This is a genomic window from Streptococcus acidominimus (assembly GCF_001921825.1).
GTDB classification, from domain to species: domain Bacteria; phylum Bacillota; class Bacilli; order Lactobacillales; family Streptococcaceae; genus Streptococcus; species Streptococcus acidominimus.
Genome location: NZ_MSJL01000004.1, coordinates 39,673 through 66,053, shown reverse-complemented (window position 1 = coordinate 66,053; position 26,381 = coordinate 39,673). Strand labels below are relative to the sequence as shown.

The 26,381-nt window shown below is 43.8% G+C and carries 24 protein-coding genes; 6 read left to right on the top strand and 18 right to left on the bottom strand.

Annotated features, from left to right (window positions below; genetic code table 11):
- Nucleotides 1-3 precede the first annotated feature (3 nt).
- The 3 genes from BU200_RS01565 to BU200_RS01555 all read right to left on the bottom strand — a co-directional run bounded on the left by BU200_RS01565 (nucleotide 4) and on the right by BU200_RS01555 (nucleotide 5,134).
- A complete protein-coding gene (locus tag BU200_RS01565) occupies nucleotides 4-1,242 on the bottom strand; it encodes a glutamate-5-semialdehyde dehydrogenase (protein WP_075098485.1) in 1,239 nt (412 codons plus the stop codon).
- Between the two features lie 17 nt (nucleotides 1,243-1,259).
- A complete protein-coding gene (proB, locus tag BU200_RS01560; RefSeq protein WP_075098484.1) occupies nucleotides 1,260-2,336 on the bottom strand; it encodes a glutamate 5-kinase in 1,077 nt (358 codons plus the stop codon).
- A gap of 332 nt (nucleotides 2,337-2,668) precedes the next feature.
- Nucleotides 2,669-5,134 carry a bifunctional DnaQ family exonuclease/ATP-dependent helicase gene (locus tag BU200_RS01555; RefSeq protein WP_075098483.1) on the bottom strand — a complete coding sequence of 822 codons (2,466 nt, stop codon included), beginning with the start codon at nucleotides 5,132-5,134 and terminating at the stop codon, nucleotides 2,669-2,671.
- A 128-nt stretch (nucleotides 5,135-5,262) separates the two neighbouring features.
- Between BU200_RS01555 and BU200_RS01550 the strand changes: the two genes are divergently transcribed.
- Both BU200_RS01550 and BU200_RS01545 read left to right on the top strand, forming a co-directional pair.
- Complete coding sequence (locus BU200_RS01550; protein ID WP_075098482.1) at nucleotides 5,263-5,895, top strand: MBL fold metallo-hydrolase; 633 nt, start codon at nucleotides 5,263-5,265, stop codon at nucleotides 5,893-5,895.
- Between the two features lie 244 nt (nucleotides 5,896-6,139).
- Entirely contained in the window at nucleotides 6,140-6,502 is a 363-nt protein-coding gene (locus BU200_RS01545; protein WP_075098481.1) for a hypothetical protein, read from the top strand.
- A 174-nt stretch (nucleotides 6,503-6,676) separates the two neighbouring features.
- Here BU200_RS01545 and ftsX read toward each other — a convergent pair whose 3' ends face one another.
- The 10 genes from ftsX to BU200_RS01495 form a co-directional block, all read right to left on the bottom strand.
- Nucleotides 6,677-7,606 (bottom strand): permease-like cell division protein FtsX, encoded by a 930-nt coding sequence (gene ftsX / locus BU200_RS01540; protein WP_075098480.1) that lies wholly within the window; start codon nucleotides 7,604-7,606, stop codon nucleotides 6,677-6,679.
- Nucleotides 7,599-8,291, bottom strand: a complete 693-nt coding sequence (ftsE, locus tag BU200_RS01535) for a cell division ATP-binding protein FtsE (protein ID WP_075098479.1) — start codon at nucleotides 8,289-8,291, stop codon at nucleotides 7,599-7,601. The genes ftsX and ftsE overlap by 8 nt, the downstream gene beginning before the upstream one ends.
- 36 nt (nucleotides 8,292-8,327) lie before the next feature.
- Nucleotides 8,328-9,423 (bottom strand): peptide chain release factor 2 gene (gene prfB, locus BU200_RS01530; RefSeq protein ID WP_115265066.1). Its coding sequence is split into 2 segments (ribosomal slippage): nucleotides 8,328-9,350 and nucleotides 9,352-9,423, totalling 1,095 coding nucleotides; the frame shifts between segments, so codons are not numbered across the junction.
- Nucleotides 9,424-9,457: 34 nt separating this feature from the next.
- On the bottom strand, nucleotides 9,458-10,585 hold the full coding sequence (gene queG, locus BU200_RS01525) for a tRNA epoxyqueuosine(34) reductase QueG (protein ID WP_075098477.1): 1,128 nt from the start codon (nucleotides 10,583-10,585) through the stop codon (nucleotides 9,458-9,460).
- 38 nt (nucleotides 10,586-10,623) lie between these two features.
- On the bottom strand, nucleotides 10,624-11,124 hold the full coding sequence (locus BU200_RS01520) for a VanZ family protein (protein ID WP_075098476.1): 501 nt from the start codon (nucleotides 11,122-11,124) through the stop codon (nucleotides 10,624-10,626).
- 219 nt (nucleotides 11,125-11,343) lie between these two features.
- Nucleotides 11,344-11,700 carry a TM2 domain-containing protein gene (locus BU200_RS01515; protein ID WP_075098475.1) on the bottom strand — a complete coding sequence of 119 codons (357 nt, stop codon included), beginning with the start codon at nucleotides 11,698-11,700 and terminating at the stop codon, nucleotides 11,344-11,346.
- A 153-nt stretch (nucleotides 11,701-11,853) separates the two neighbouring features.
- Nucleotides 11,854-12,321 (bottom strand): TM2 domain-containing protein, encoded by a 468-nt coding sequence (locus tag BU200_RS01510; protein WP_249024018.1) that lies wholly within the window; start codon nucleotides 12,319-12,321, stop codon nucleotides 11,854-11,856.
- Between the two features lie 616 nt (nucleotides 12,322-12,937).
- Nucleotides 12,938-15,631, bottom strand: a complete 2,694-nt coding sequence (locus BU200_RS01505) for a cation-translocating P-type ATPase (protein WP_075098473.1) — start codon at nucleotides 15,629-15,631, stop codon at nucleotides 12,938-12,940.
- 191 nt (nucleotides 15,632-15,822) lie between these two features.
- Complete coding sequence (locus BU200_RS01500; protein WP_075098472.1) at nucleotides 15,823-16,209, bottom strand: YwiB family protein; 387 nt, start codon at nucleotides 16,207-16,209, stop codon at nucleotides 15,823-15,825.
- A complete protein-coding gene (locus tag BU200_RS01495; RefSeq protein ID WP_075098471.1) occupies nucleotides 16,206-17,099 on the bottom strand; it encodes a sulfite exporter TauE/SafE family protein in 894 nt (297 codons plus the stop codon). Before BU200_RS01495 ends, BU200_RS01500 begins: the two co-directional genes overlap by 4 nt.
- 106 nt (nucleotides 17,100-17,205) lie before the next feature.
- On the opposite strand from BU200_RS01495, the gene BU200_RS01490 reads away from it, so the two are divergent.
- From BU200_RS01490 to BU200_RS01475, 4 genes are read left to right on the top strand one after another with little or no spacing between them, the layout of a single operon-like run.
- Nucleotides 17,206-18,519 carry an HD domain-containing protein gene (locus BU200_RS01490; RefSeq protein WP_075098470.1) on the top strand — a complete coding sequence of 438 codons (1,314 nt, stop codon included), beginning with the start codon at nucleotides 17,206-17,208 and terminating at the stop codon, nucleotides 18,517-18,519.
- Complete coding sequence (gene yidA / locus BU200_RS01485) at nucleotides 18,509-19,318, top strand: sugar-phosphatase (RefSeq protein ID WP_075098469.1); 810 nt, start codon at nucleotides 18,509-18,511, stop codon at nucleotides 19,316-19,318. Before BU200_RS01490 ends, yidA begins: the two co-directional genes overlap by 11 nt.
- A complete protein-coding gene (locus tag BU200_RS01480; RefSeq protein WP_075098468.1) occupies nucleotides 19,318-20,535 on the top strand; it encodes an aminoacyltransferase in 1,218 nt (405 codons plus the stop codon). The genes yidA and BU200_RS01480 overlap by 1 nt, the downstream gene beginning before the upstream one ends.
- Before the next feature lie 11 nt (nucleotides 20,536-20,546).
- Nucleotides 20,547-21,707, top strand: coding sequence for an aminoacyltransferase (locus tag BU200_RS01475; RefSeq protein WP_075098467.1), 1,161 nt, complete (start codon nucleotides 20,547-20,549; stop codon nucleotides 21,705-21,707).
- 139 nt (nucleotides 21,708-21,846) lie between these two features.
- Here BU200_RS01475 and tpiA read toward each other — a convergent pair whose 3' ends face one another.
- The 5 genes from tpiA to BU200_RS01450 form a co-directional block, all read right to left on the bottom strand.
- Nucleotides 21,847-22,599 carry a triose-phosphate isomerase gene (gene tpiA / locus BU200_RS01470; protein ID WP_075098466.1) on the bottom strand — a complete coding sequence of 251 codons (753 nt, stop codon included), beginning with the start codon at nucleotides 22,597-22,599 and terminating at the stop codon, nucleotides 21,847-21,849.
- A 67-nt stretch (nucleotides 22,600-22,666) separates the two neighbouring features.
- On the bottom strand, nucleotides 22,667-23,302 hold the full coding sequence (locus tag BU200_RS01465) for a CatB-related O-acetyltransferase (protein WP_244912656.1): 636 nt from the start codon (nucleotides 23,300-23,302) through the stop codon (nucleotides 22,667-22,669).
- Between the two features lie 176 nt (nucleotides 23,303-23,478).
- A complete protein-coding gene (tuf, locus tag BU200_RS01460; protein WP_067089207.1) occupies nucleotides 23,479-24,675 on the bottom strand; it encodes an elongation factor Tu in 1,197 nt (398 codons plus the stop codon).
- A 123-nt stretch (nucleotides 24,676-24,798) separates the two neighbouring features.
- Nucleotides 24,799-25,761 carry an anti sigma factor C-terminal domain-containing protein gene (locus BU200_RS01455; RefSeq protein ID WP_075098464.1) on the bottom strand — a complete coding sequence of 321 codons (963 nt, stop codon included), beginning with the start codon at nucleotides 25,759-25,761 and terminating at the stop codon, nucleotides 24,799-24,801.
- A complete protein-coding gene (locus BU200_RS01450; protein ID WP_075098463.1) occupies nucleotides 25,748-26,218 on the bottom strand; it encodes an RNA polymerase sigma factor in 471 nt (156 codons plus the stop codon). Before BU200_RS01450 ends, BU200_RS01455 begins: the two co-directional genes overlap by 14 nt.
- Between the last annotated feature and the right edge of the window lie 163 nt (nucleotides 26,219-26,381).

The following is a 26,381-nucleotide window of genomic DNA, read 5'->3' as shown; positions in this document are numbered from 1 at the left end:
CTTCTAGCGTACCTGACCGGTACCTGTAATAATATACTTGTAAGTAGTCATTTCACGCAAGCCCATTGGACCTCGGGCATGCATTTTTTGCGTGGAAATGCCCAATTCACAGCCCAGACCAAATTCACCCCCATCTGTAAAACGAGTAGAGGCATTGACATAGACAGCTGCTGAATCCACAATTTGGGTGAAATAGGCGGCAGTCTCCGTATTTTCCGTTACGATAGCTTCGCTATGACCCGTTGAATGCGTCGCAATATGAGCCGCTGCTGCTGCCACATCAGCGACTACTTTCACAGCTAAGATATAATCTAAAAATTCTGTATCAAAATCCACTGGTCCTGCTAAGTACGCCTGTTTCAAGTAGGGTAGCGCCACTTCATCTGCCCGTAATTCTACCTGACCTGCCAATTGCTCCTCTAGTATCGGTAAAAACTTGGCTGCAATGGCTTGATGAACCAGAAGCACCTCGGCTGCGTTACAGACAGACGGACGGCTAGTCTTCGCATTGATGACAATTGATACCGCCTTTTCAAAATCCGCTTCTTGATCCACATAAACATGGCAGATCCCCGTTCCTGTCTCAATGACAGGCACTGTTGCCTGCTCCACCACTGCTTGAATCAAACCTGCTCCTCCGCGCGGTACCAACAAATCAATCTTGCCTTTTGCGGTCATTAGTTCATGAGCCGAAGCGCGACTGGTATCCTGTACCAATTCAATCACCTCGGGCGCAATCCCAGCCTTTACCAAACCAGCTTTCAATGCCGTTACAATTTCTTGACTTGAATGAAAGGCTTCTTTTCCACCGCGAAGAATGACCGCATTCCCACTCTTGATGGCTAACGCTGCTGCATCAGAGGTCACATTCGGTCTGCTTTCATAAATCATTCCAATCAGACCAAAGGGGATAGACTTTTTCTGAATCTGAAGCCCTTTGGTTGCGTGATAGTCGTCAAGGATAAGGCCGACAGGATCAGGTAGGGCAATCAAGGCGCGAACCCCATCTGCCATCGCCTGCACTCGTTCTGCCGTCAAGAGCAAGCGGTCCTGCATGACAGGGGCAATCTTGCCTTGAGCCTGCTCCATATCACGAGCATTGGCTACTAGAATCTGCTCACAATTTGCTTCTAGCTGGTCTGCCATAGCAGCAAGAGCAGCATTTTTTTGCTCGGTAGTCGCCAGATTGATGGCAGATTTATGTGCCAAAAGGCTTTCTATTAAGTCCTGCGTTGTTATCATAACTTCTCTCTTCCTTTCTATAAACTCACCCAATCGTTTCGGTGAATAAAGATCCCCTCTGCCTTTTCAGTGATCAATTTTTTCTCCAATTCTTCCGAAGACAGTTTCACCCGACCTTTGCCGATAATCCGATGTGTTTCCTGATCATAGACAGATACAATATCGCCAGTCTGAAAAGTCCCCTCAATAGCCTGTATTCCTGCTACAAGTAAGCTGCGTCCTTTTTTCAACATGGCTTCTGCAGCACCCTGATCAATTTCCACAGAGGCTTCTGTCCGAGCATAGAACGCTAACCACTGCTTCCGTTGGTTCATGGCCTGTCTATCTGCTAGAAAGAGAGTGCCTTTGTTGCTCTGTGTCGCCGCTTCTAGTAGGGCTGTATCCTCTTTTGACGAGCAGATAAAGACAGGTACGCCCGATTTCGTCGCAATCTGCGCTGCCTGTAATTTGGTGGTCATACCTCCCGTTCCATTGGAGGAACCTGCTCCTGCTGCCATTGCAAATAGCTCTTCACCAATCTCTGCAATTTCTGCCAGATGTTCTGCCCTAGGATCTGTATTGGGATTAGCAGTATACAGACCATCTACATCTGTCAACAGAACCAGTAAGTCTGCTTTTAGGAGTGAGGCAACTTGGGCAGATAAGGTATCATTATCCCCAACCTTGATTTCCTCAATGGCAATGGTATCATTTTCATTGATGATAGGAATGGCACCTTGCTGTAATAAAACTTGCAAGGCTTGAGAGGCATTTTGATAGCGCCTAGCGTCTGCAAAATCGTCCTGAGTTAGGAGAACCTGCGCTGACACAATCCCGTCTTTCATCAGATTCTGGGTATATTCCTCAATCAACAAGCCTTGACCAACCGCAGCACTGGCCTGCTTTTCAGCAATCTTGGTCGGTCGCTTGTCAAAGCCCAAACGGCGAAAACCAGCTGCAATAGAACCTGACGTCACTAAGACCAGCTGGTAGCCCTGCTGATGAAGTTGAGCCAGTTGATTGGTAATGCGGGCGATTTTAATCCTATCTAGACTACCATTTTTCTGGGTGAGAGAGCTGGTTCCCACCTTAAATACAATTAACTTCTCTTTCATACACTCTCCTCATTTCTTCACCAATACTCAATGAAAGTCAAAAAAGGAAATTGATACCTAAAGCTAGCCGTATCTGTAAGCAGTTGCTAAAACTGGACAGCTAGGCTTTTTTCCCGAGCTTTTAGACCAAATGCAATTACATCAAGTCAAGGAGACAAAGTAGCATTTTAACTTTCAAATAGATAAGGAAAAGTATAGCATATTTCCTGCATTTTGACCATTGCTTTTGTGAGGTGAGCGTCGCTGAAAAATAACAGTAGACTAGATTTGAGCTAACGAAAAGGAGTAGCCCCTCCATGAGAGAGCCCACTCCTTTTTCTTGTAGCTGACCTTTAGTGGTCGTCTAAATATTGCTCTAGATAGTCTAGAACACATTCTGGCGGAAGTCCCTCCAGCTGGTATTCTTGCCCTAGGAAATGCTTAATCTGCTGACCATACTGCTTATCGATCAAACGATTGTCCAGCAAAACAACACAGGACTTCTGATTCGCCGAGCGGTTACTCCGTCCGATAGCCTGTTTTAATTTCAACATCATCATGGGTAAATGATAGTCGTAAAAAGGATTCTTCTTCTCTGCTTTCAGCCGTCGATTCACCTTGCGGACAAAGCGATCTTGGGGATTTTCAAATGGCAGACGAGGAATCACTTGAATCATCTGCACTTGTTCAGCAAAGTCTACTCCCTCCCAGAAGGCTCCTGTCCCTAACAAAACAGGTACTTCTCCCTTATCAAATCGACGTTTAAGCTGCAGATCATGTCCATGGCGGTGCTGGGCAAGATGAGGAATTTCAGCCTTTTCTAAGACTTGTGACACTTCCAACAGCAGATGAATAGAGGTGAGCAGGACTAGGATTGGTCTACCGAGAAGTAACAACTCATGAATCTGCTGACCAATAAAGACTGCATGTTCTTCCTTATTTAGGGCTACTAAATCAGGCAACTGCTTGGGATATACAAGCCGTTGATTGGACACCTGCTGATTAGGCAGACTGGCAAAAACAACATCTTCAAAGCCTAGTAAATCAGCCACATTTACCTTTTTACTAATTTCAAGAGTAGCACTGATGCAGCATATTTTGCTGTTGGGTAAGAGGCTGGCTACATCCAATATGTCTTCCTGACTCGCCCTCAAGAAGCTCAAGCGCTTCCCATCAATCCTACGTTCTTCCAGCCAATACTCCCAGTTCTGTCCAAGGAGCCAGATCCATTCTTGAAAATCATTGTCTCCTAACTCTTCTAAATGTTGCTTCAGTACTTGGAGTTCTTCTGCTGCCACTTCCCGCTTGCCGGTGGTTCGGAAATTGTCTAAAAGATGACGCAATTCAAAGGAGCATGCCTCTAGTAGGCGTTTTTCAAGAAGCTGACTAGCCTTGTCCAATTTGCTTTGTAACAGGGCTTCGCAGTCCGAAATGGACAGTTCTTGACTGGCATATTCTTCAGCTGCTAGAACCAATTTTTGCGCTTCATCGATCACCAAGAGACGATCCTGCATCCAACTTTCTTTCCCTACATGCTCTAAAAAGTAGGCGTGATTGGTCAAGGTAACAGGGCTTGAATGAGCCGCCTCTTGTGCTCTCCTCCAAAAATCCCACTCCCCAAATAGGGATTGTTCCGATACCTGACCATCATGTTGCAATTCATCAAAATAGGCTTGGGAGCGCTGTTTCTGCTTGAGTTCATCCATATCACCGGTCTTGGTCTCACAGAGCCAGACCAGTAGGTGCATTTTATAACGATTTAAGAGCCGATTATCATCCTGCCTCTCCAAGGTGCGCCAAAAGGTGTCCAATTTGAGATAATGGCGGGGCGATTTGATAGAAGCAAGAGGGATTCGAAAGACTTCTGCTAACTTCTCGCCTTCATTTTCCATTATCTGCTGCTGCAAGATCTTGGTCGGCACTACTACAAGAATGGCCTGATCACTATGGACTAGCGCAGGAAGTAAATAACCGTAGGTCTTGCCAATACCTGCCTGTGCCTGAATAAAATGCACACGCGCATTCTTATCCTGTAACTGCTCCTCCATGATCCGGGCAAAGGCTAGTTGTTGCGGACGCTCATCCAGTCCTAGGAGGGATAGATTGGTCGCAACATCATGGGAGAGAGGATAAGGTGCTTGGGGAACAGCTGGTTTCTTTAAACACAGACCGTTGACCGAAACTAGACCTTCTGGTAGATAATCTGATAGAAGAGGATAGACTTCATCAATCACCAAGCGGGATTCATAGAGTAAATGATCCGCAAAGTCAAGAATATGAGCCACGGTCTGCTTCGGTAATTCTTGAATCTTGTCCTGAATTTTCAACAATAATCTTGCCGTTGCAGTCGCATCTGAAATGGCTGTATGGGCCTGTTCCAAATCAAGGTCCAACTCCTTGGCAAGATTGCTAAGACTGTATTTGTCCAAGGTCGGGAAAAATAACTGTGCCAATTCCACCGTGTCAACCCGCGGTGTATACAAGTCATAACCTTCAAAGAAGAGGGCTTCCGCTAATAAATTCGCATCAAAAGACACATTGTGGGCTACAAATATCGCCCCCTCTAATAAGTCATAAATCTCTTTTGCCACCTGCGAAAAATCAGGGGCTTCTGCTAGTTGCTGGTCGGTGATGCCGGTCAATTCACGGATATGCTGATCCAATTTTTCATAGGGATTGATATCCGTGGCATAGGTTTTGACAATCTGTCTCCCTTCCACAATCACAATCCCAATCTGAATAATTTTCGCATAACGACCCGTACCAGTTGCCTCTAAGTCTACCACAGCATACCGATTTGCTTGTCTTTTCTCTGTCATAACAGTAAAATTATATCATATTTTCTTTAAAAAGCCGTCAGCTTTTCATCATTCCCGATCAGAAAAAACAGACAAGCGCCTGATTTTTTGCTAAACTAGGAGTGTACGATCAAGAAAGGAGAAATTTGATGAAATTGCACAAAACCGTAAACCCTGTCGCCTATGAAAACACCTACTATTTGGAAAATGACTCCCACCTCATCGTGGTCGATCCCGGAAGTGACTGGGCAAGCATTCGACAAATGATTGAGAAGCTCAAAAAGCCAATAGCTGCTATCCTCTTGACCCATACCCACTACGACCATATTATGAGTTTAGACTTAGTCCGAGACCACTTTGGAGTGCCACCTGTCTACGTAGCTGCCAGTGAGGCACATTGGCTCCATACACCTGAAATGAACCTCTCCGGGCTCGCCCGCCATGACGATATGGACAATGTCATCTGCCGACCAGCAGAAAAGACTTTTCAATACGATACAGCCTACCATATAGAGGGCTTTCATTTTTCAGTTGTGGAAACACCGGGGCACTCAATCGGTGGTGTGTCCTTCATCTTTCCAGAACAGGAACTGGTCATCACAGGTGATGCCCTATTCAGAGAAGCTATCGGTCGGACAGATCTGCCGACCAGCAACTTTGATGGTTTAATAAGAGGGATCAAGAGCAAGCTCTTCACCTTGCCGAGCCACTATCAAGTCTATCCTGGACACGGGCAGGCGACGACTATTGCCCACGAGAAAGTCTTTAATCCATTTTTATAATTGCGTAGTGTGTGTTCATTGCTTCATTAACTCGTCTTGCATGCTCCACGTCTAAACAAAGCAACGAACTATTTCCATTAAGGAAAAAGTCCATTTTGGCTGATGACCTCCATCCTTTTGATTTTCAAAGAGTATTATGGAATATTATCTATCATTTAGATGCCGGTCTATATTCAAAAACAAGTCGCTAGACTAACGCGCTAGCGCGTTTTTAGGCGCGTGAAAAACAGTACAAGGGACTGACTTGCTCGCCTATTTCCAAGCTAGTGAAAAAACAGTACACTGGAATTACTCGCTTTCTTATTTCCAAGCGCGTGAAAAAACAGTACAAGGGACTGACTCGCTTTCTTATTTCCAAGCTCGTGAAAAAACAGTACACTGGAATTACTCGCTCTCTTATTTCCAAGCGCGTGAAAAAACAGTACACTGGACTGACGCGCTCGCCTATTTCCAAGCGCGTGAAAAAACAGTACACTGGACTGACGCGCTTTCTTATTTCCAAGCTCGTGAAAAAACAGTCCTAGGGACTGACTCGCTTTCTTATTTCCAAGCGCGTGAAAAAAACAGTACACTGGACTTACTCGCTTTCCTATTTTCAAGCTCGTGAAAAAACAGTACACTGGAATTACTCGCTCTCTTATTTTCAAGCTCGTGAAAAAAGCAGTACACTGGAATTACTCGCTTTCTTATTTCCAAGCTCGTGAAAAAACAGTACACTGGAATTACTCGCTCTCTTATTTTCAAGCTCGTGAAAAAACAGTCCACTGGACTGTTTTTTTACTCAAATCTTCAAGAAGCGTCTCATTGAAATCACAGATCCTAGGGATCCGATCACAATTCCCACCACAAATAGACTGGCAATCATGGCTGGTACAAAGATGTTCATAGAAATCAAAGATAGGTTCTGCGAAGCCAATGAGGCATTGATAGAAACGTAGAGCATCTGGTAGGCAAAGTAGACCAAGGCAGATGGTACAATCGCTCCGAGTAGACCGACCCAGGCTCCCTCAAGCAGGAATGGACCACGAATATAGCTATTTTTCGCTCCTACCAATCGCATGATTTGAATCTCACGACTACGCGAGATAATGGTAATCCGAATGGTATTGGAAATCAGAAAGACTGCTGTGAAGAGCAAGAGCCCTGTTGCTGCAAATCCCCATGTCTTGACAACGCGATTCAGCTTGAAAATTCGCTCTGTCTCAACTTCACCATCACGCACCTCTGTCACACCGTCAATCTTGGCAATTTCTGCTCCGACCGACTTGACGTATTGAGGGTCTGTTGTTTCAATGATATAGGCGTCATAGAGTGGATTAGCATCTCCTTTAAAGAGATTCCATGTCTCGCCCAAGGTCGCCGTTAAGTGTTCCAACTGCTCCTCTTTACTTGAATAATCAACGCTTTTGACATTATTCAGAGCAAGAATCTGTTTATAGATGGACTGATAGTCGGGGTTCTCGACTGTCTGTCCCTGATCATTGACAATGGTTTGTGCATTGTCTGTCGAATTTGCACGCAGGTAGACATTGATGCGAACATTATTGGTCAAATCAGTTGTCAGCTTGGTGGCATTTAAAATCACAGAAGCGAAAACTCCAACCAAAGTCAAGGTAATCGTCACTGATGAGATGGCTGCAATCGTCATCCATCCATTTCGTTTGAGGCTCTTTAACGACTCAATAAAATGTCTAAAAAATCGTCTAATCATCGTATCCGTACTCTCCTTCTACTTCATCACGTACCACGCGACCGTCTTCGATTGCGATAACGCGATGGCGAAGTGTATTTACGATTTGGCTATTGTGGGTCGCCATTAAAATCGTGGTCCCTTGGAGGTTAATCCGTTCCAAAAGGTTCATAATTTCCCATGAATTTTCTGGATCCAGATTTCCTGTTGGCTCATCGGCAATCAAAACTTTAGGATTGTTGACAATAGCCCGAGCAATCGCAATCCGTTGTTGCTCACCACCAGAGAGCTCATTGGGAAAAGAGCGGATTTTGTGCTTCAAGCCGACCAAATCCAAGACTTCCATCACACGCTTTTTGATATTCCGCGGTTTTTCACCGATTACTTCCATAGCATAGGCGATATTTTCAAAAACAGTCTTCTTCGGAAGTAACTTATAATCTTGGAAGACCACTCCGACACTGCGGCGTAGCATTGGCACATCTTTTTTCTTGATTTTTCCCAGATTAAAGTCTCCCACCTTAAGCGAACCTTTATCCAACTTTTCTTCGCGATACAAGAGCTTGATAAAGGTGGACTTTCCTGCACCAGAAGGCCCTACGATATAGGCGAACTCCCCTGATTCAACATTCACAGACACGCCTCGCAGCGCGGTGGTTCCGTTTCCATATTTCTTGGAAACGTCTTTCATTTCAATAATTCCCATAAGGTATTCTGTCTAAGACAGTCCTTTCTTTTTATTTTAGCTAATACGCCACTTGAGATAGGCATCGATAAAGCCTTCAATATCCCCGTCCATAACCTTGTCCACTTGAGCAACTTCATGACCCGTGCGGTGATCTTTGACCATGGTGTAAGGGGTGAAAACATAGGAACGAATCTGACTGCCCCAGGTAATTTCTTTTTTATCTCCCTTTAGCGAATCAACCTCTGCTGCTTTTTTCTCCTGCTCCAATTGATAGAGTTTTGCTTGCAGCAATTTCATTGCCCGATCCCTATTTCCATACTGGGTACGGTCGACGGTTGACTGGGTGACAATTCCTGTCGGAAGGTGGGTCAAACGAACCCCTGTTGACACCTTATTGACGTTCTGTCCACCGGCACCACCACTGCGGAAGGTGTCCATTTTGATGTCGTCATCCCGAATCTCAATTTCAATCGTGTCATCTAATTCCGGCATCACTTCGACAGATGTAAAGGATGTATGACGGCGCTTAGCTGAATCAAATGGCGAAATGCGCACCAAGCGATGGACGCCCATTTCTGACTTGAGTAAGCCGTAGGCATTTGGACCTGTAAAACTCAAAGTAACGGACTTAATTCCCGCTTCATCTCCAGCTTGGTAGTCTAGAGTTTCCACCTTAAATCCCTTAGCATTACCGAAACGCGTATACATGCGTAGAAGCATCTCACCCCAATCTTGAGCCTCCGTTCCGCCCGATCCTGGGTGAATTTCCAAGATGGCATTGTTGCTATCATAAGGCTCTGATAAAAGGAGGGTCAACTCGTAGCTGGTCATCAATTTGTCCAACTCTAGCAACTTTTCCTCCAGCTCATCTTTGACGGACTCGTCTTCTGCTAGAAATTCCATCAGAATCCCTTCTTCATCTAACAATTCTAACATCTGATGAAAATTCTGATAGGTTGCTTTTAAGTCATTGAGCTCCTGCGATGTTTTTTGAGCTGCTAAATTATCACTCCAAAAGTCTGGTTCCGTCATCTTATTTTCCAAGATGGCGATTTCTTCTTCCAAACCTTCTAAGTCAAAGAGACCCCCTAAATGAGTTCAATTTGGTTTCGAGCTCTTCTATTTTTTGTCGAATTTCTGCTATATCCATAGGTACCTCATTTTTCTGTGTTCTTTCTATTATATCACATTTGTGGCTTTTTGGCGAATGATAAAAATGCCTCCCGCTCTGCTACGACATCTGGATGATCATGCCTTATCTGCTCGATAAAGTCAATCAGCTCCTCATTAGGCTGCTTGACCAACTGGCTGAGCGCCCAAATCGCTGTTGCTACATGAATGGGATTTTGGTTCTTGTCAATTATTTCTAAGAGTTTGGGAATACTCGAGCGGTCATTGGCGTTAGCAAGCGCAATAATGGCATTGCGTTGCAGAATATTTTTCCCGCGCCAACTCCCTGCAATCATACCAAATTTTTCCTTGAATTGTCCATTTGAGAGCTCCAAAAAAGGAATCAGCTCTGGCTCTGCTAATTCTGGATCAATGTCCACAACTGGAGGACTATCAATTCCCTTGTTATAGGGACAACAAATCTGGCAGATGTCGCAGCCGTAAATGACCGTCTTGATTTTCTTACGAAATTCGAGATCCATCATGCCCTTATCTTGGGTCTGAAAGGATAGGCAACGCCTTGCGTTCATCGTTCCGTCTCCGATCAAGCAGGAAGTCGGACAGGTCGTAACACAGCGATTGCACTCCCCACAGTCATAGTCAACGGGCTGATCAGGCTCTATCTCTAAATTTGTAATTAACTCTCCTAGAAACATGTAGGAGCCAAATTCTTTTGAAATGACGAGCCCGCTTTTACCGATAAAGCCGATACCTGCCCGCCTTGCAACTGCCGTATCGACTAAGGCACCCGTATCAACCATGCCCTTATACTCAAAATCAGCCGTCAGCTCTTCAATCCCACGCGCTAGGCGCGCCAGCTTATCCTGTAAGATGTAGTGATAGTCAAGTCCCCACGAATTGGGAGTTATCTTCCCTCGTTTATACTGGGTTTTTCTGGGCTTTTGTGGCAGTCTTCTGGGATAGGCGATCGCAATAGAGATAATCGTCTTAGCAGAAGCGAGACTCAACTTTGGTTTGATACGTTCTTCAATATTTTTATGCTCGAAGCCAGAAGTCCGTCCCTCTTCGACAGCCATGCGCAAGGACTTCTCCAAATAAGCAAAGTCATCTGCTGTTGTAAAGCCAATCTTTGAGATCCCAATTTCCTGTGATAGGGCGATAATTTGTTCTTTTAGGTTCATTTCTTTTATTGTAACAAAAATAGAAAAGTTTGCAATATCTAAATGAGCAGCAGCAAGCTTGCTACGACGATTGTTAATAAAAGGGCTATCCTATTGACCCGCTCATAGGCTTTTTCCTGCCAGACACTGGTCAAGACATACATGATATTGATCCCGATAGCACCTCCAAAGCCATTGGCAAGGAGGTCTGTAATATCTGCAACACCGATTTGAAAGATGTATTGCACCGCTTCATAGGCTAGACTAACTGTTAAAATCACGGTTAGGTTTTTGACCCAGGTCGCCTTTCTATCTAGCATTTCTATATAAATCCCAAAGGGAATGAAACAGAGGATATTTAAGCCGATTTCTTGATAATCAAATATGCCATCATAGACAGCTGTTCCTGCAAAGGGAATCAAGTTCATGCTAGGACCTACTGAGTTATAGTAGTACGTCATCTGGAGGGTAGAAAAGATATCCAACTTAAATAGGATAATCCAGGTCAGAAACAATAGATAAATGCTAAATAAGAAAATCGTCATTTTGCGAGACTGCATCCTACTTCCTCCTTTACAAACATTGTACCATTATATCAAAAAATTACCTAGAAAACGTTACATCTTGATGACAAATCAGAGCTCCTATTACAGATTTTTTACGAGGATATGGTCGCTATGTAGAAAAAGAGAGTTGAAGAGTTACATATATATTATAAACAAAGGTGGCGAGCTGGACAAGTTGAGAGGCTGGGACTCTTGTCCCAGCCTCACCTATTATTATTGGTAATAAGATGCTGCCATCAAAGCCATGTTGATTCTCTCAAGATTGGCACGCTTGGTTGCCCCCATGATTAAGAACCAGTCAATCAAGGGCCAAATTCCCACAGTCAGCCATGCCAAGCATAGCTTCGCAATGCCAAGTCCGATTTGCTCAATATAAAAACGATCTGCACCTAAATTGCCGAGCAAGATTGAAAAAATCAAGGCAGTCGTTGGATTTTTTAGTTCTATGGCAAGGATGGAAGATACTTGGGACTCATCCAAGGCCTCCAGACTTTGACGCAAAGCAGGAATAGCTTCTGCTGGGAAATTGCTGGCATTAGCTGCTATATAAGAATCCGAAAATGTTGACATAAAATCTCCTCTTTCAAAAATAATCCATATCCTATAATAATAGAAGTGTGCTTCTTTGTAAAGCCCTATTTAAAGCCCTATTTTTATCCTCTGGCATTCTAGGTAACAGGAGATTTTCAGGCAAAGCACCCTTTCTTTTTATATCACTCCATTTTATTTCGAGTATAAAATAGTCTCTGCCTCAAAAGCAGTTGAAGCCGATTTGGTTCGTGCTTGCTGAAACGTTTTTGCTTGATTGATTTGCCACATCAGGCGCTCAAAATTCATCTGCTTACAAGCCTTCATAATCAAGAAACAATCAATCAATTTCCAAATATAGGCACCGATTAAAAGGAAAATCCCCAAGACAATAAACAGCGTGATGTAGCCAATAACTGTCAAGGCCAGCTTGGCAATTCCTAACTCTTTATGACCAGTATAAAAGCGATCCACACCTAATTCTCCAAGAAAAATGGAAAATATCAGCGCAGTAATTGGACTTTTAATGTCGGTCATCAGTAACATCGTGATTGATTTCTCGTCCAACTGCTCGAGCTCTTCCTTGATAATCGGCAAGGTCTCTGGCGGGAAAGCATTCATATTCGTCATCAAAAAGGTTTGAGCGTAGTTCATCTTTTTCATCTCCTCCTCATCATCTTCAGTTTTCTATTGGCATCACACTAGCTATTTTACCACTTTCCAGCACTGACTGTCTAGGATAATTGATACTCTATAAAAATCAACATCTGACTAGGCAATGAAATCGCAGGTAGTTGTCTAGTTGATAACTAGACAAGTGATAGATAAGAAAAGTGTAACTTTTCTCAATAGTACAACTCAAGATACAAAGCCCGTTAAAAACTCAAAGCGAAAATAGGAAATCTAACGAAGAGTCATTAGACTCTAGGAAGATTTATCTTTTTCGCACAGAGTTTAGGGCGTGTTCAATTACCCAAGATACGAGAGCGTTTGACACGAGTTGCACTCGTTCTATTTCCAACCTTCAACAGTCTATTCCTAGACTGGGCGACACGAGTTGCACTCGTTCTATTTCCAACCTTCAACAGTCTATTCCTAGACTGGGCGACACGAGTTGCACTCGTTCTATTTCCAACCTTCAACAGTCTATTCCTAGACTGTTGAAGCAGGCAGAACTGAAGTGCAGCAAGATGAGTTAACGACGTCAGATGTTGATTTTTGACGAGTATTAGCTAAAAAAGCTGCCTTGCGGCAGCTAGTAGATCTTATTCAAGCGCGCTTAAATCGCATTTTTATCCATTCCTAATTTCCGTTGCACAAATTTGACGATTTCTACAATAACAATCATGGAGAAACTTCCAATCAGGACAACAGCCCATTGGCTAAGGTCAAGATGGGTAACGTGGAAAATCGCTTCTAATGGCTCAATCACAATGGTTGCTGCCAAGAGAATAAAGGATACAAGGATGGACCAGTTAAAGGTCTTAGACTTGAATGGCCCAACAGTCAAAATAGACTGGTAAACAGACTTAACGTTATAAGCATGGAAGAGCTGAATCAAGCCAAGGGTTGCAAATGCCATAGTCAGCGCGTCTGCATGAATTGCTTGCTCACCTACATGGGCTGGATTTGCAATCGCATAGCCGTATACTCCAAGTACCAAGGCACCTTGTAAGATCCCTTGATAGATGATGGAACTCATCACACCTCCGGAGAAGAAACTTGATTTACGCCCACGAGGTTTGTGGCTCATGACACCAGGTTCTGCTGGCTCAACACCAAGAGCAATCGCAGGGAAGGTATCGGTTACCAAGTTAATCCACAAAAGATGAACAGGTTGCAACACATCCCAACCAAAGAGGGTTGCAAGGAAGATTGTCAAGACTTCAGCAGTATTGGCTGAAAGGAGGTATTGAATGGTTTTTTGGATATTAGAGAAGACCTTCCGTCCCTCCTCAACAGCTACGATAATGGTTGCAAAGTTATCATCTGCAAGAACCATGTCAGATGCACCTTTTGAAACCTCTGTTCCTGTAATCCCCATACCGATACCAATATCCGCTGTTTTAAGAGCTGGCGCGTCATTGACACCGTCTCCTGTCATGGCAACAACCTTCCCTTGATTTTGCCATGCCTTAACGATACGCACCTTGTGTTCAGGGGATACACGCGCATAAACAGAATAGTTGGCAACAACTTTTTCAAATTCTTCATCTGTTAGACTGTTCAATTCAGCCCCTGTCAAGACGTGACCCTCGGTGTCGTTGGCATCAATGATTCCAAGACGTTTTGCAATCGCTTCTGCCGTATCTTGGTGGTCACCTGTGATCATGATTGGACGGATACCCGCCTCTTTTGCTACGCGCACAGCTTCGGCAGCTTCGGCACGCTCAGGGTCAATCATCCCAATCAAACCAGTGAAGATGAGGTCACTTTCCAGCGTTTCCGTTGTAATTTCTGCTGGAATGCTATCAATAATCTTATAAGCTCCTGCAAGGACACGAAGGGCTTGGTGTGCCATTTCAGAGTTTTTAGCCTTAATATCTGCAGCTAGCTCATCTGTGATTGGACTAACTGTTCCCGTCATATCCACCATAGTTGAGCGCTGTAAGAGCTGGTCTGGCGCCCCTTTGACTGCCACGAAGAACTTGCCATCTGGCAATGGATGAACCGTTGACATGAGTTTACGATCGGAATCAAATGGTAGCTCTGCCACGCGTGGATATTGTGCCAAGAATGCCTTAACATCATACTCTTTATCCATTGCATATTGGATAAATGCTGTTTCTGTCGGATCACCAATCAAATTTCCATCTGCATCAATCTTAGTATCATTCGCAAGAACGACTGCACCGAGAAGCGGTAAGTCTAGACCTGCTTCAATCACTTCCTGAGCACTAACCAAACGACCATTGTAATAGACCTGTTCCACTGTCATCTTGTTCATGGTCAAGGTACCAGTCTTATCAGATGCGATAATCTCGGTAGAACCAAGTGTTTCCACTGCTGGCAATTTGCGGACAATTGAGTGGCGTTTTGCTAGAACCTGTGTTCCCAATGATAAGACAATGGTTACAATGGCAGGCAATCCCTCTGGAATCGCTGCTACCGCAAGGGCAACCGACGTCAAAAGCCCTGTCAATGGGTGCTCTCCGCGGATAAAGACTGCAACAGCAAAGGTAATAGCTGCAATGACCAAGATCACGTAAGTCAAGACCTTAGACAGGTTATTCAGGTTTTGCTTCAGTGGTGTATCGGTTTCATCCGCCTCTTGAAGCATGCCTGCGATATGACCGACCTCGGTAAACATACCAGTATTCACGACTACACCAAGTCCACGACCATAGGTCACATTGGAATTTTGGAAGGCCATATTGACACGATCACCGATCCCTGCATCTTCTGCCAGTAGCACACGGACATCTTTTTCGACGGGAACAGATTCTCCTGTCAGCGCTGCCTCTTCGATTTTCAATGAGTTGGCTTCAATCAAACGCATATCAGCAGGCACTACATCCCCCGCTTCGAGACTAACAATATCACCTGGTACCAAGTCTTTTGAATCAATCTCCATCATGTGACCATCACGCAAGACACGCGCTGCTGGGCTAGACATAGACTTGAGTGCTTCAATGGCTTCTTCAGCCTTGCCTTCTTGGTAAACACCAAAGATCGCATTGATGATAACCACAGCCAAAATGATGAGCGCATCTGCAATGTCTTCCCCACCAGATGTCACAACGGATAGAATCGCTGCAATCAGCAAGATGATAATCATCATATCCTTAAACTGATCGAGGAACTTCACTAAGAGCGAGCGCTTTTCGCCCTCTTCTAGTTCATTGCGACCATAGGTTTCTAGACGCTTCTTCACCTCACTACTGGACAAACCTTGCTCACTCGCATCTAGCTCACGCAAAACAAGATCTGCATCTTGGGTGTAAAAAGCATGACGCTTTTGTTCTGTTGACATGTTCTTCTCCTTTTCGTCTCTTTTTGAAAACACAAAAAGAGACCTGTTTTATTCAAACAAGTCTCGCTATTTCATACAAGGCCGGAAATTTCTTTCGGATTGACGACCTTGTAACGGATACTTCCGTCAGCTACTCCCTTGATATGTTGACTATTATAGCAAATTTCTCTTCCACTTGCAAGGATTTTTTCCTAAAAATTTCCCCACTTCATCTTCAGATGGTAGCTGGCTAGCGTTTGCCCCGTCTGCGGAATTTGGAGCTTATAGTCAATCCTTGCTTGAGCGTCCTCTTTTTGATAGCTCTCCGTCATCACATTGAGACTTTGAATGCCAACCGGTGTTGCAATCTGGGTCACGGTTTTCTCCTTAGCGATAAACTGCATGACGGACTTAGGATGGGAAAAGCGGGTCATGGTGCAGTCTGTATCACTCATTTTCAAAACCACACGCTCCTTTTCCTCATTGTGATAGGTCAGGTAGAGAAAACCACCTTTTTCAACGACCTCAACATCGCGGATCTCCTCGACCACTTCCATTTCACCATCAAGATCAATCTCATTTTGAATGACTAATTTCATTTTTCCTCCTTTATACGTGACACAAATGAAGAGCGCAACAAGGTCCAGCCTGTGTAAGAAGCAATAAAGACTACAAGGATTTTCAAATGATTGACATCTAAACTACTTAAAAACTTGGCAGCGGTTAACACCCCAAAGACGCCTCCGACAATAATCCCAAGCACTCCTGGCCAACTGACCCGACCGGACTTGATAAATTGCTTGGCACCTGCGGTCATAATCATCGCCGCATTCAACATCATCACAGGCAGGGCAATAGCTGGACTGATTCCCATGAGGGAAAAGAAAATCAACTCTGGTGCATAGTTGCCTAGCCCCATACTCATGAGCATGCCGACAATAAAGTCAAAGACAATTCCGACTAGCAATTTCCAACCTGTTAGACCGCGCACATCATTGGTCAAGTCAGCTCCGGGATTGGTCACCATCCGATAGACCATAAAGAGGGCCGCAATGACTAGCAAGATTCCTAAAATCCGCTGTACTTTCTGGGTGTTCCAATGCTGGGTCACTCTCGCCCCGACAAATGCCCCTGAAAAAGCCGCTGTCGCCATAGCTACCAAGGTCAGTAGATCCACTTGGACAATCGTGATGAAAAGCAGGGCTTCTACCAAGACAGGGATGATATGCGCCGTTGTCATGGTCGCAGGAATCTTTCGATCATCTTCCACTAACTTGGTCGCTTTAAAAAGGGTCGTAGTCGTTGCAAAAGTCCCGATTCCCAAGGTATCGAGCAAATCGGTGATAAAGCCGATACCAAATCCTGTCCAAAAACGTTCCCGAAGATGAATCCGGTGTTCTTTGGCATAAGAAAAGATCGTCCAGGCTATCCATACAATCAAACCTAGCAATAGGGACTGAATAAGGTGTAGTATGTTCTGTTCTGTCATAAGTCTTATTATAATATGAAACCCTCCTTTCGTAAACCGCTTTTGACTTGAAATCGTCAAATAGTTCGCAACAGCATAATTGCTGTTTTTCTGATATAATGAAAGAATGAGTGAAAAAGTATTTCGTGACCCTGTTCATAATTATATCCATGTAGATAATGAACTGATCTACAACCTTATCAATAGTAAAGAATTTCAACGGCTACGCCGCATCAAGCAATTAGGAACGACCTCCTATACCTTTCATGGTGGTGAGCATAGCCGCTTTTCACACTGCCTTGGAGCCTATGAAATCGCACGGCAAATCATCTCCACTTTTGAGAGCAAATATGCAGGAATCTGGGATACCAATGATTCGCTCCTAACCATGGTTGCCGCCCTACTACACGATATAGGACACGGAGCCTATTCCCACACCTTTGAGCGCTTATTTGAGACAGATCACGAGGAGATGACCTGCCAAATTATAACCAATCCTGATACGGAAATCAATGCCCTACTGCAACAGATTTCCCCTGACTTCCCTGAAAAGGTAGCCAGCGTTATCCGCCATACCTATCCTAATAAGCAGGTCGTGCAGCTGATTTCGAGCCAGATTGATGTAGACCGCATGGACTACCTGTTGCGCGACTCCTACTTCACTGGCACCAATTATGGACAGTTTGACCTCACACGCATTTTACGGGTTATTCGGCCGACAGAAAATGGGATTGCTTTTAAAGAGTCCGGCATGCACGCGGTGGAGGACTATGTGCTTAGTCGCTATCAAATGTACATGCAGGTCTATTTTCACCCTGCAAGTCGCTCAATGGAGGTCTTATTACAAAATCTCCTGAAGCGGGCCAAGATGCTTTATCAAGACCAGGAAGATTTCTTCAAACTGTCTTCTCCGCGTCTGATCCCCTTCTTTGAACAGGATTTCATCCTAACCGACTATCTAGCCTTGGATGATGGTGTCATGAATACCTATTTCCAATCCTGGATTGAGGGGCCAGACAAGATCTTGTCTGATCTGGCTCAGCGCTATATTAACCGCAAGATCTTCAAATCCATCACCTTTGACACTCAAACTGAAAAGCATCTTTCAATCTTAGAAGCAATTGTCAATCAAGTCGGTTTTGAGCCTAGTTACTATACTGCTATCCACCATAATTTTGACCTACCCTATGATATTTATCGACCGAATGCCAAGAAAAAGCGAACCCAGATTGAAGTGGTGCGCAAGGACGGTAGCCTGATTGAACTATCACAACTCTCCCCTATTGTCCATTCTTTGGCAGGAACCGTTCACGGAGATAGTCGCTTCTATTTCCCTAAAGAAATGTTGCAAGAAACGGGAATCTTTGCCCCGCAAAGTGCCGCTTTCTTGACTTATATTCACAACGATCAATTTATTTACGGAGAACATGATGAGCATTAAACTTGTAGCCATCGACATTGATGGTACCCTCTTAAATAGCAAGCATGAAATCACACCCGAAGTTTATCAGGCTATTCAAGATGCTAAGCAGGCAGGCGTGAAAATTGTCATCGCCACTGGACGCCCGATTTCTGGTGTCAGACGCATTTTAAGCGAATTAAACCTCTTAGATGAGGGAGACTATGTCATCACCTTTAACGGTGGGCTGGTGCAAGAAACGGCAACTGGAAATGAGGTCGTCAAAAAAGGCTTGAGCTATGCCGACTACCTCGAATGGGAATATCTGTCACGCCAGCTGGGACTTCCAATGCACGCGAGCTCGAAAGATGGCATGTACACCGCTAATCGCAATATTGGAAAATATACTGTCTATGAAGCACAACTAGTGGATTCACCAGTCTTTTATCGCACACCGGAGGAAATGGCTGACAAGGATGTTATCAAGATCATGTTGGTCGACGAGCCTGAAAAGCTTGATGTTGCTCTTCCACAGATTCCAGCAACTCTGACAGAAAGCTTCACTGTTGCCAAGTCGGCACCTTTCTATCTAGAAGTAACACCTAAAAACGTCAATAAGGGCGAAGCCATTAAGCAACTAAGCGCGCTTCTCGGCTTAAGCATGGATCAGACCATGGCGATTGGTGACCAAGAAAATGACCGATCCATGCTCGAAGTCGTGGGAACGGCTGTCGTGATGGAAAATGGCAATCCTGACCTCAAAAAAATTGCAACCCATATTACCAAATCAAATGATGAAGACGGGGTTGCACATGTTATTAGAGAGTGGGTATTAAACTAATGTACACGTATAAAACAGGTATCTCAGCAGCTGAACACGATTCATTTGTCCAGCAACACCCGCAAAATAACCTCTTGCAAAGTAGCTCTTGGGCAAAGGTAAAGGATAACTGGGGGAATGAGCGCATTGGCTTTTATCACGGTCAGACATTGGTCGCCGTAGCTTCTATCCTTATCCAACCGCTGCCACTTGGCTGGACCATGATCTATATCCCGCGCGGTCCCATTATGGATTATAGCGATGAGGACTTGCTTGCCTTTGTTATGCAATCCTTGAAAAAAACTGCTAAAAAACATCGGGCTATCCTCGTAAAGTTTGACCCTTCTATCTACTTCCAACAGCACCTCGTTGACCAAGAAGCCTTCGACCTGCCACAGGCACAGGAGGTCGTTCAACGGCTAGAAAAGGCTGGTTGCAAATGGGGAGGACGAACCTCCTCACTCGCTGAAACCATTCAACCTAGATTTCAAGCCAATATCTACGCAGAGCATTTTACAGAGGAAGCCCTTCCTAAAAAAGTTCGTAAACTCATTCAGGTTGCTGAAAAAAAAGGAGCTAATATCGAGGTTGGGGGAAGAGAGTTCGTTTCCGACTTTGCCCTCCTCATGGCAAAGACCGAAGCACGAAAAAATATCCACCTGCGCAACCAAGAATATTATGAAAAACTCTTGTCTATCTATGGTGATGATGCCTATATTACCATGGCAAGTCTCAATATCAAAGCAAGGTACGACAAACAGGTAGAGGAACTAAACAAGCAAGAGACCCTGAAAAGTACCTTCACCGAATCAACCCGCCAGACAAAGAAGGTGACTACCCTAAAGGAAATCGAACGCTTGCAGGAAGAAGTGGCATTCTTAAAAAGCTACCTCGACCAAGGTTTAGAGCGTGTCCCCCTAGCTGCTACCCTCTCCCTCAATTTTGGCAGCAGTTCAGAGAATATCTATGCAGGCATGGACGATGATTTTAAGCAATACCAGCCTGCCTTGGCCACCTGGTATAAAACTGCCCAACACGCGTTTGAACTAGGCATGAAACAGCAGAATATGGGAGGAGTTGAAAACCAGTTAGACGGTGGCTTGTACTACTTCAAGTCTAAGTTTAATCCTATGATTGAAGAATTTATCGGAGAATTTAATCTCCCAACTTCATTCTTATTCCCAGTCTTTCAGCTTGCCTATAAGATCCGCAAATCACTACGCAGCAAACAATCCTAGAAAGGAGCCACATGTCGTTTACCGTCCTGACAAAAGAAGAATTTATCCAACACACTGCCAAGGCTTCTCGGCTCTCTTTTATGCAGACTTCTGAAATGGCAGACTTATTTGCCAAGCGCGGTGCACGTATTGACTACGTCGGCTACCGTACTCCTACGGGGGAAGTTGCTGTATCGGCTCTTGTCTATACACTCAAGATGACGGGCGGTCTCCACATGGAAATCAGTGCGGGTCCTGTCTTTACTGATGCGACCTATCTAGGCCCTTTCTATCAGGCGCTCAAGTCCTATGCAAAGGAAAAAGGTGCCTTAGAGCTCGTCATCAAGCCATATAATCCTTATCAGCACTTTGACAGCCAAGGAGTTGCTACCAGCCCTGCTCAAGCAGAGCTCATCACAAGCCTGACTGATTTAGGCTATCAATTCGATGGCTTACAGACTGGCTATCCAGACGGAGAACCAAGCTGGCACTATGTTAAAGATCTAACCACACTTGATGCTGACAGCCTGCTTACTTCCTTCAACAAAAACAGTCAGCGAAATATCAAGAAAGCCAAGCAATTAGGCATCACCATCCGGGCGCTTGGTCGGCAGGAGCTAGGAACCTTCGCCCAGCTCGTACAGGAAACTGGAAAACGGCAAGGGTTTGCAAGCAAGGACATTCATTACTACCAACACTTTTTTGATAGTTTCCAAAGCAAAGCAGCCTTCCTAGTTGCCGAGATCCAATTCAGAGACGCAGTCCGCCAGCTCCAAACAGCCCTCACAACTGCTACCAGTAAGCAGGAAAAGGCTAGTATCGAAAAAGCCATTGCCCTGCTAGAGCCCTTTGCAGAGCGTTACGGGGAAGAAGTCGTCCCACTTGCAGCCGGTCTTATGATTTATCTTCCATCAGAAGTGACCTACCTTTTTGGCGGTTCAGATGCTCACTTCCAAAAATTAGCAGCCCCTTTCCTGCTCCAATACACTAGCATGCAACAAGCCATTGAAGCCAAGGTTCCTACCTACAACTTCCTTGGCATTACAGGGCTCTTTGACGGTTCTGATGGAGTGCTACGCTTTAAACAAAATTTCAACGGATCCGTTATCCGCCTCATGGGAACCTTCCGTTATTACCCTAACCCTTTCAAATCAAAACTCCTAACCCTGATCAAAAAAATCATGGGCAAATAAAAAAGAGGAGGAAGCCCTTCTAGGAATGGGACTTCCTCCTTTTTTCTATTGATAGACACTAAAAACACTTCTGTTTCTAGGCTAACCTAGAAACAGAAGTGTTTTAGTATGTCTCATTTCAGACCATAATAGCCTATTTTTAAAACTCAAGTAGAGCAAGGAAGCTTTCTGGATCGAGTGAAGCTCCACCCACAAGTGCTCCGTCTACATCTGGACAAGCCATGTAGGCTGCTACATTTTCAGGTTTTACAGAGCCACCGTACTGAACGCGTACCTTGTCTGCCACTTCTTGACCAAAGTCAGCTGCAACCACGTCACGGACTGCTTTACACATTTTTTGTGCATCATCTTGAGTAGCTGATTTACCAGTACCGATTGCCCAGATTGGCTCATAGGCAAGTACCAAGGAAGCCACTTGCTCTGCAGATAAGCCTTTAAGAGCTGCAGATACTTGCGCACCTACGAATTCTTCAGCTTTACCAGCTTCGTAAGTTTCAAGAGTTTCACCACAACAGATGATTGGCGTCATACCATTTTTAAAAATCGCATGTGCTTTTTTGTTGATATCTTCATCTGTTTCATGGAAGTAATCACGGCGCTCTGAATGACCAATGATAACATAGTCAACTTCAAGTGCTGCAAGTGTTGCAGGACTGTTTTCCCCAGTAAATGCACCAAAGTCTTCAAAATAGCAGTTTTGTGCTGCAACTTTCAATTCAGTGTTTTGCACACCTTTTTTCATGCCTTCAATGAAAAGGGCAGGCGAACCGATAACAGTTTCTACGCGCTCAGCTGAAGGTACTTTCGTTTTCACTGCTTCGATAAAGGCACGCGCTTCTGCTGCTGTTTTGTTCATTTTCCAGTTTCCTGCGATAATTGGTTTCCGTGACATTACATATACCTCGTCTTTCTTCAACACTTTATTATAACATATTTTGGCTGTCAAAGGAAAAATTTTTTTATACCATCTCTGGATTATTTCCTAATTTTTTCCTTAATAGAGAAACATCTGAAAAATAATGATAATATTCTTCAATTTTTTCCATTTCCCAATCAAACCAACATAATTTTTGCAAATATTTTATATCTTCCTCGCTAAATCTATAGCGAAGCAATTTTGATGGTACACCTCCTACAATACTATAAGGCTCCACATCTTTTGTGACTACTGCACCTGTAGCAATAATGGCACCATCACCAATCGTGATACCATTTAAAATCTTAACATGACTACCTATCCAAACATCATTACCAACAACAACACTATATTTCTCATCTACTAACCTAGAACTTGAAAGAATTGATTTATTCCTAAATGTAAAATTAGCTTGAGCTAAGGAGGAATAAAAACTCGGGTGTGTAGAAACCCAGTCTGTCGGATGCGTTCCTATAATTACTTCTACATTGGAAGCAATACTACAAAATTTACCTATTTTAGAATATGGAAGCGTGCAATTTGAAGCAATATAAGTTGCCCTTCCAATGACGGACTCTTTTATTGATGTTTTTCCTTCAATTACATTATATCCCTCCAATCTCGTTCCTCTGCTCAACTGAGTCCCAAAAGAAATTGTTATCTTTTTAGGATTATTCACTAATAGACAGATATTCGTAAATACATTAAATACCAATGTCTTCAATGATATATATATATATATATGGGTTTTGTTTTTTTATCTTCATCTAATTTATTTTCTTTTTATTTAAAAACCTCGCTTTCGCAAGGTTTTAATGTCTGTTTATAATTGTTATTTCTGGGAACGTAATCGAATTAAGCTTCGATTTCTGTAACCATACCTGAACCAACAGTACGTCCACCTTCACGGATAGAGAAAGTAGTACCTTGTTCAACGGCGATTGGGTGGATCAATTCAACGTCGATTGTTACGTTATCACCAGGCATTACCATTTCAGTACCTGCTGGCAATTTGATTGAACCAGTTACGTCAGTTGTACGGAAGTAGAACTGTGGACGGTAGTTGTCGAAGAATGGAGTATGACGTCCACCTTCTTCTTTAGTAAGGATGTAAACTTCACCTTTGAATTTAGTGTGTGGGTTGATTGAACCTGGTTTAGCGATAACTTGTCCACGTTCGATTTCGTCACGTTGTACACCACGAAGAAGAACCCCAACGTTGTCTCCTGCAAGACCTTCATCCAATTGTTTGCGGAACATTTCTACACCAGTAACAACTGCTTTAGAAGTTTCTTCTTTGATACCAACGATTTCGATTTCGTCGTTGACACGAACAGTACCACGGTCGATACGTCCTGACGCAACAGTACCACGTCCAGTGATTGAGAATACGTCTTCGACTGGAAGAAGCAATGGTTTGTCAGTATCACGTTCTGGTTCTGGAATGTACTCATCAACAGTGTTCATCAAGTCCATGATGATGTCTTCGAATGCTGAGTCACCTTCAAGAGCTTTAAGAGCTGAACCTTGGATAACTGGAAGATCGTCACCTGGGAAATCGTATTCTGAAAGAAGATCACGGATTTCCATTTCAACCAACTCAAGCAATTCTTCATCATCAACCAAGTCAACTTTGTTCATGAAGACGATCAAGTGTTTAACACCAACCTGACGAGAAAGAAGGATGTGCTCACGAGTTTGTGGCATTGGTCCGTCAGTTGAAGCTACTACAAGGATAGCTCCGTCCATTTGAGCCGCACCAGTGATCATGTTTTTAACGTAGTCCGCGTGTCCTGGAGCGTCGATATGCGCATAGTGACGTTTTTCAGTTTCGTACTCAACGTGCGCAGTGTTGATAGTGATTCCGCGTTCGCGCTCTTCTGGAGCAGCATCGATAGAAGCGTAATCTTTTGGTTGGTTAACTGATGAAGGCAAGCGACGTGCCAATACAGTTGTGATAGCTGCAGTCAAAGTAGTTTTTCCGTGGTCAACGTGTCCAATTGTACCAATGTTAACGTGTGGTTTACTACGATCGTATTTTTCTTTTGCCATTTTGGTAAAAGCCTCCAATAAAATATATTTTATAGATAGACAGTAGGCAATACAGTCTAACTTTACCTTACTATTCTATCAAAATGTAGCAGAAATGCAAGTATTTTCTATCTTTTTTACGATTTATTCCACGTCAAGCTGATAATAGGGTTGATTTGGGATAGCTGCGCCAATGCTGGAAGCGAAAATCCAATCCTGATCTTCAAGCCCTGCAAAATTCTCCGCCTTACCAGTTAGGATGACCCCGCCGAAGGTTGCTTTTCCAAGTTTTCCATCAGAAGCAAGGTGCGCTTTCACATCTTCTGCTAATTCCTCCTGCCCCATCTCTTTAGCCTCCTCACTTTGGCTAAATCCTTCTAGTAAGCTATAAAATTCTTCATAGGATGGCTCGAGCCATTGCTTCCTTGGTGTCCAGCCAAAGAGATGACGAACTGCTTGATTGCTCGTATTTAAATCGCTGACACTGCCAATCCAATACCAGTTTATCTTTAGGTTTTTCGGCAATTTTTCTTCCAGTTCTGCTAGGGTATACTGCTTGTCAAAACTGATAGCCACTTCTACCAACTGCCCTTTCATATCAGCTAGGTAGGGAAATTCTTGAGCCGGCTTTCGGATGATGTCTTCCGGATTATAACTAGCCTTGGGATTGAAAAACAAGGCAGCTTTTTGGTGACTTTTATAACTGTAAGCCATCTCTGTGCGATCTTGCTCCACAGAGGAGGGAAGTACAACATCTGCTAGCAAATCATGTTGCCAGTTCATAACCGAGAAGTTTGCTTCAATCTCCTCATACTTAACTGGAATCCCATCAATATCCTTTATCAGGTTTGCTTGATAGGTTCCCTTGAGGTGACTAGCGGATGTTATTCGAGCATTGTCTCGTTGCATATTCGGGAAAGCAATAACCGTCCGTCGGTAGTAGTAATCTTCGAGCTGATTGTACTGCTGTGTCGAGAGAAAGGATAATCCTAGCCAGATGAGAAAGGCTAGCCCACCAGCCAGCAAAACGGCTCCAAAACTAATGAAAATTGTCCTTTTCTTCCATTCTCTTCTCTTTTTCTTCGCCAATACTTCAAATGTTTCCATGGTCATATCCTTTCTGTCTGAGGGCTTTTTTCAACTTTTGACGACTGCGATGTAGACCAACCTTGACCTTGCTGACGGAATAGGAAAGAAGCTCTGCGATTTCACTGATCGAGAAATTCTGAAAATAGAAGAGATCCAAGAGGAGAGCATCCTTTCTAGGGAGTCTCTCTACTTCTTCCACTAAAAAGTCATACTGGTCGGTCTCAAAAGGGGAAAGTTCTGGGGTCTTGAAAAATTCCTGTCTTAAGATTTCCATGTAGCGTCTGTCTCTACGGTACTTGTCGATATAGCGACGAATGGCAGAGCGGTACATAAAGGCACGGATCTTCTCACCTGGTATAGCAACGGGCAGCTCGAGCATCTTGACAAAGATATCTTGAACCACGTCCTCTGCCTGCTCTTTGGACACCCCTGACTTCATCAGGTAAGAAATGACATCCCCAGCAAAACCAATCAAGACTTTTTCATAAGCATCTAGTTTAATCGCACTTTCCTCCTTTCTACACTAATAAAACGAAACTGGACCTGTAAAGGTTACAGGTCTAGTTTTATTTTATAGTCATTTAGTTTATATTTTTATTACTTCGTTAACTCGTCTTGTATAATTGAACTCGGACTAC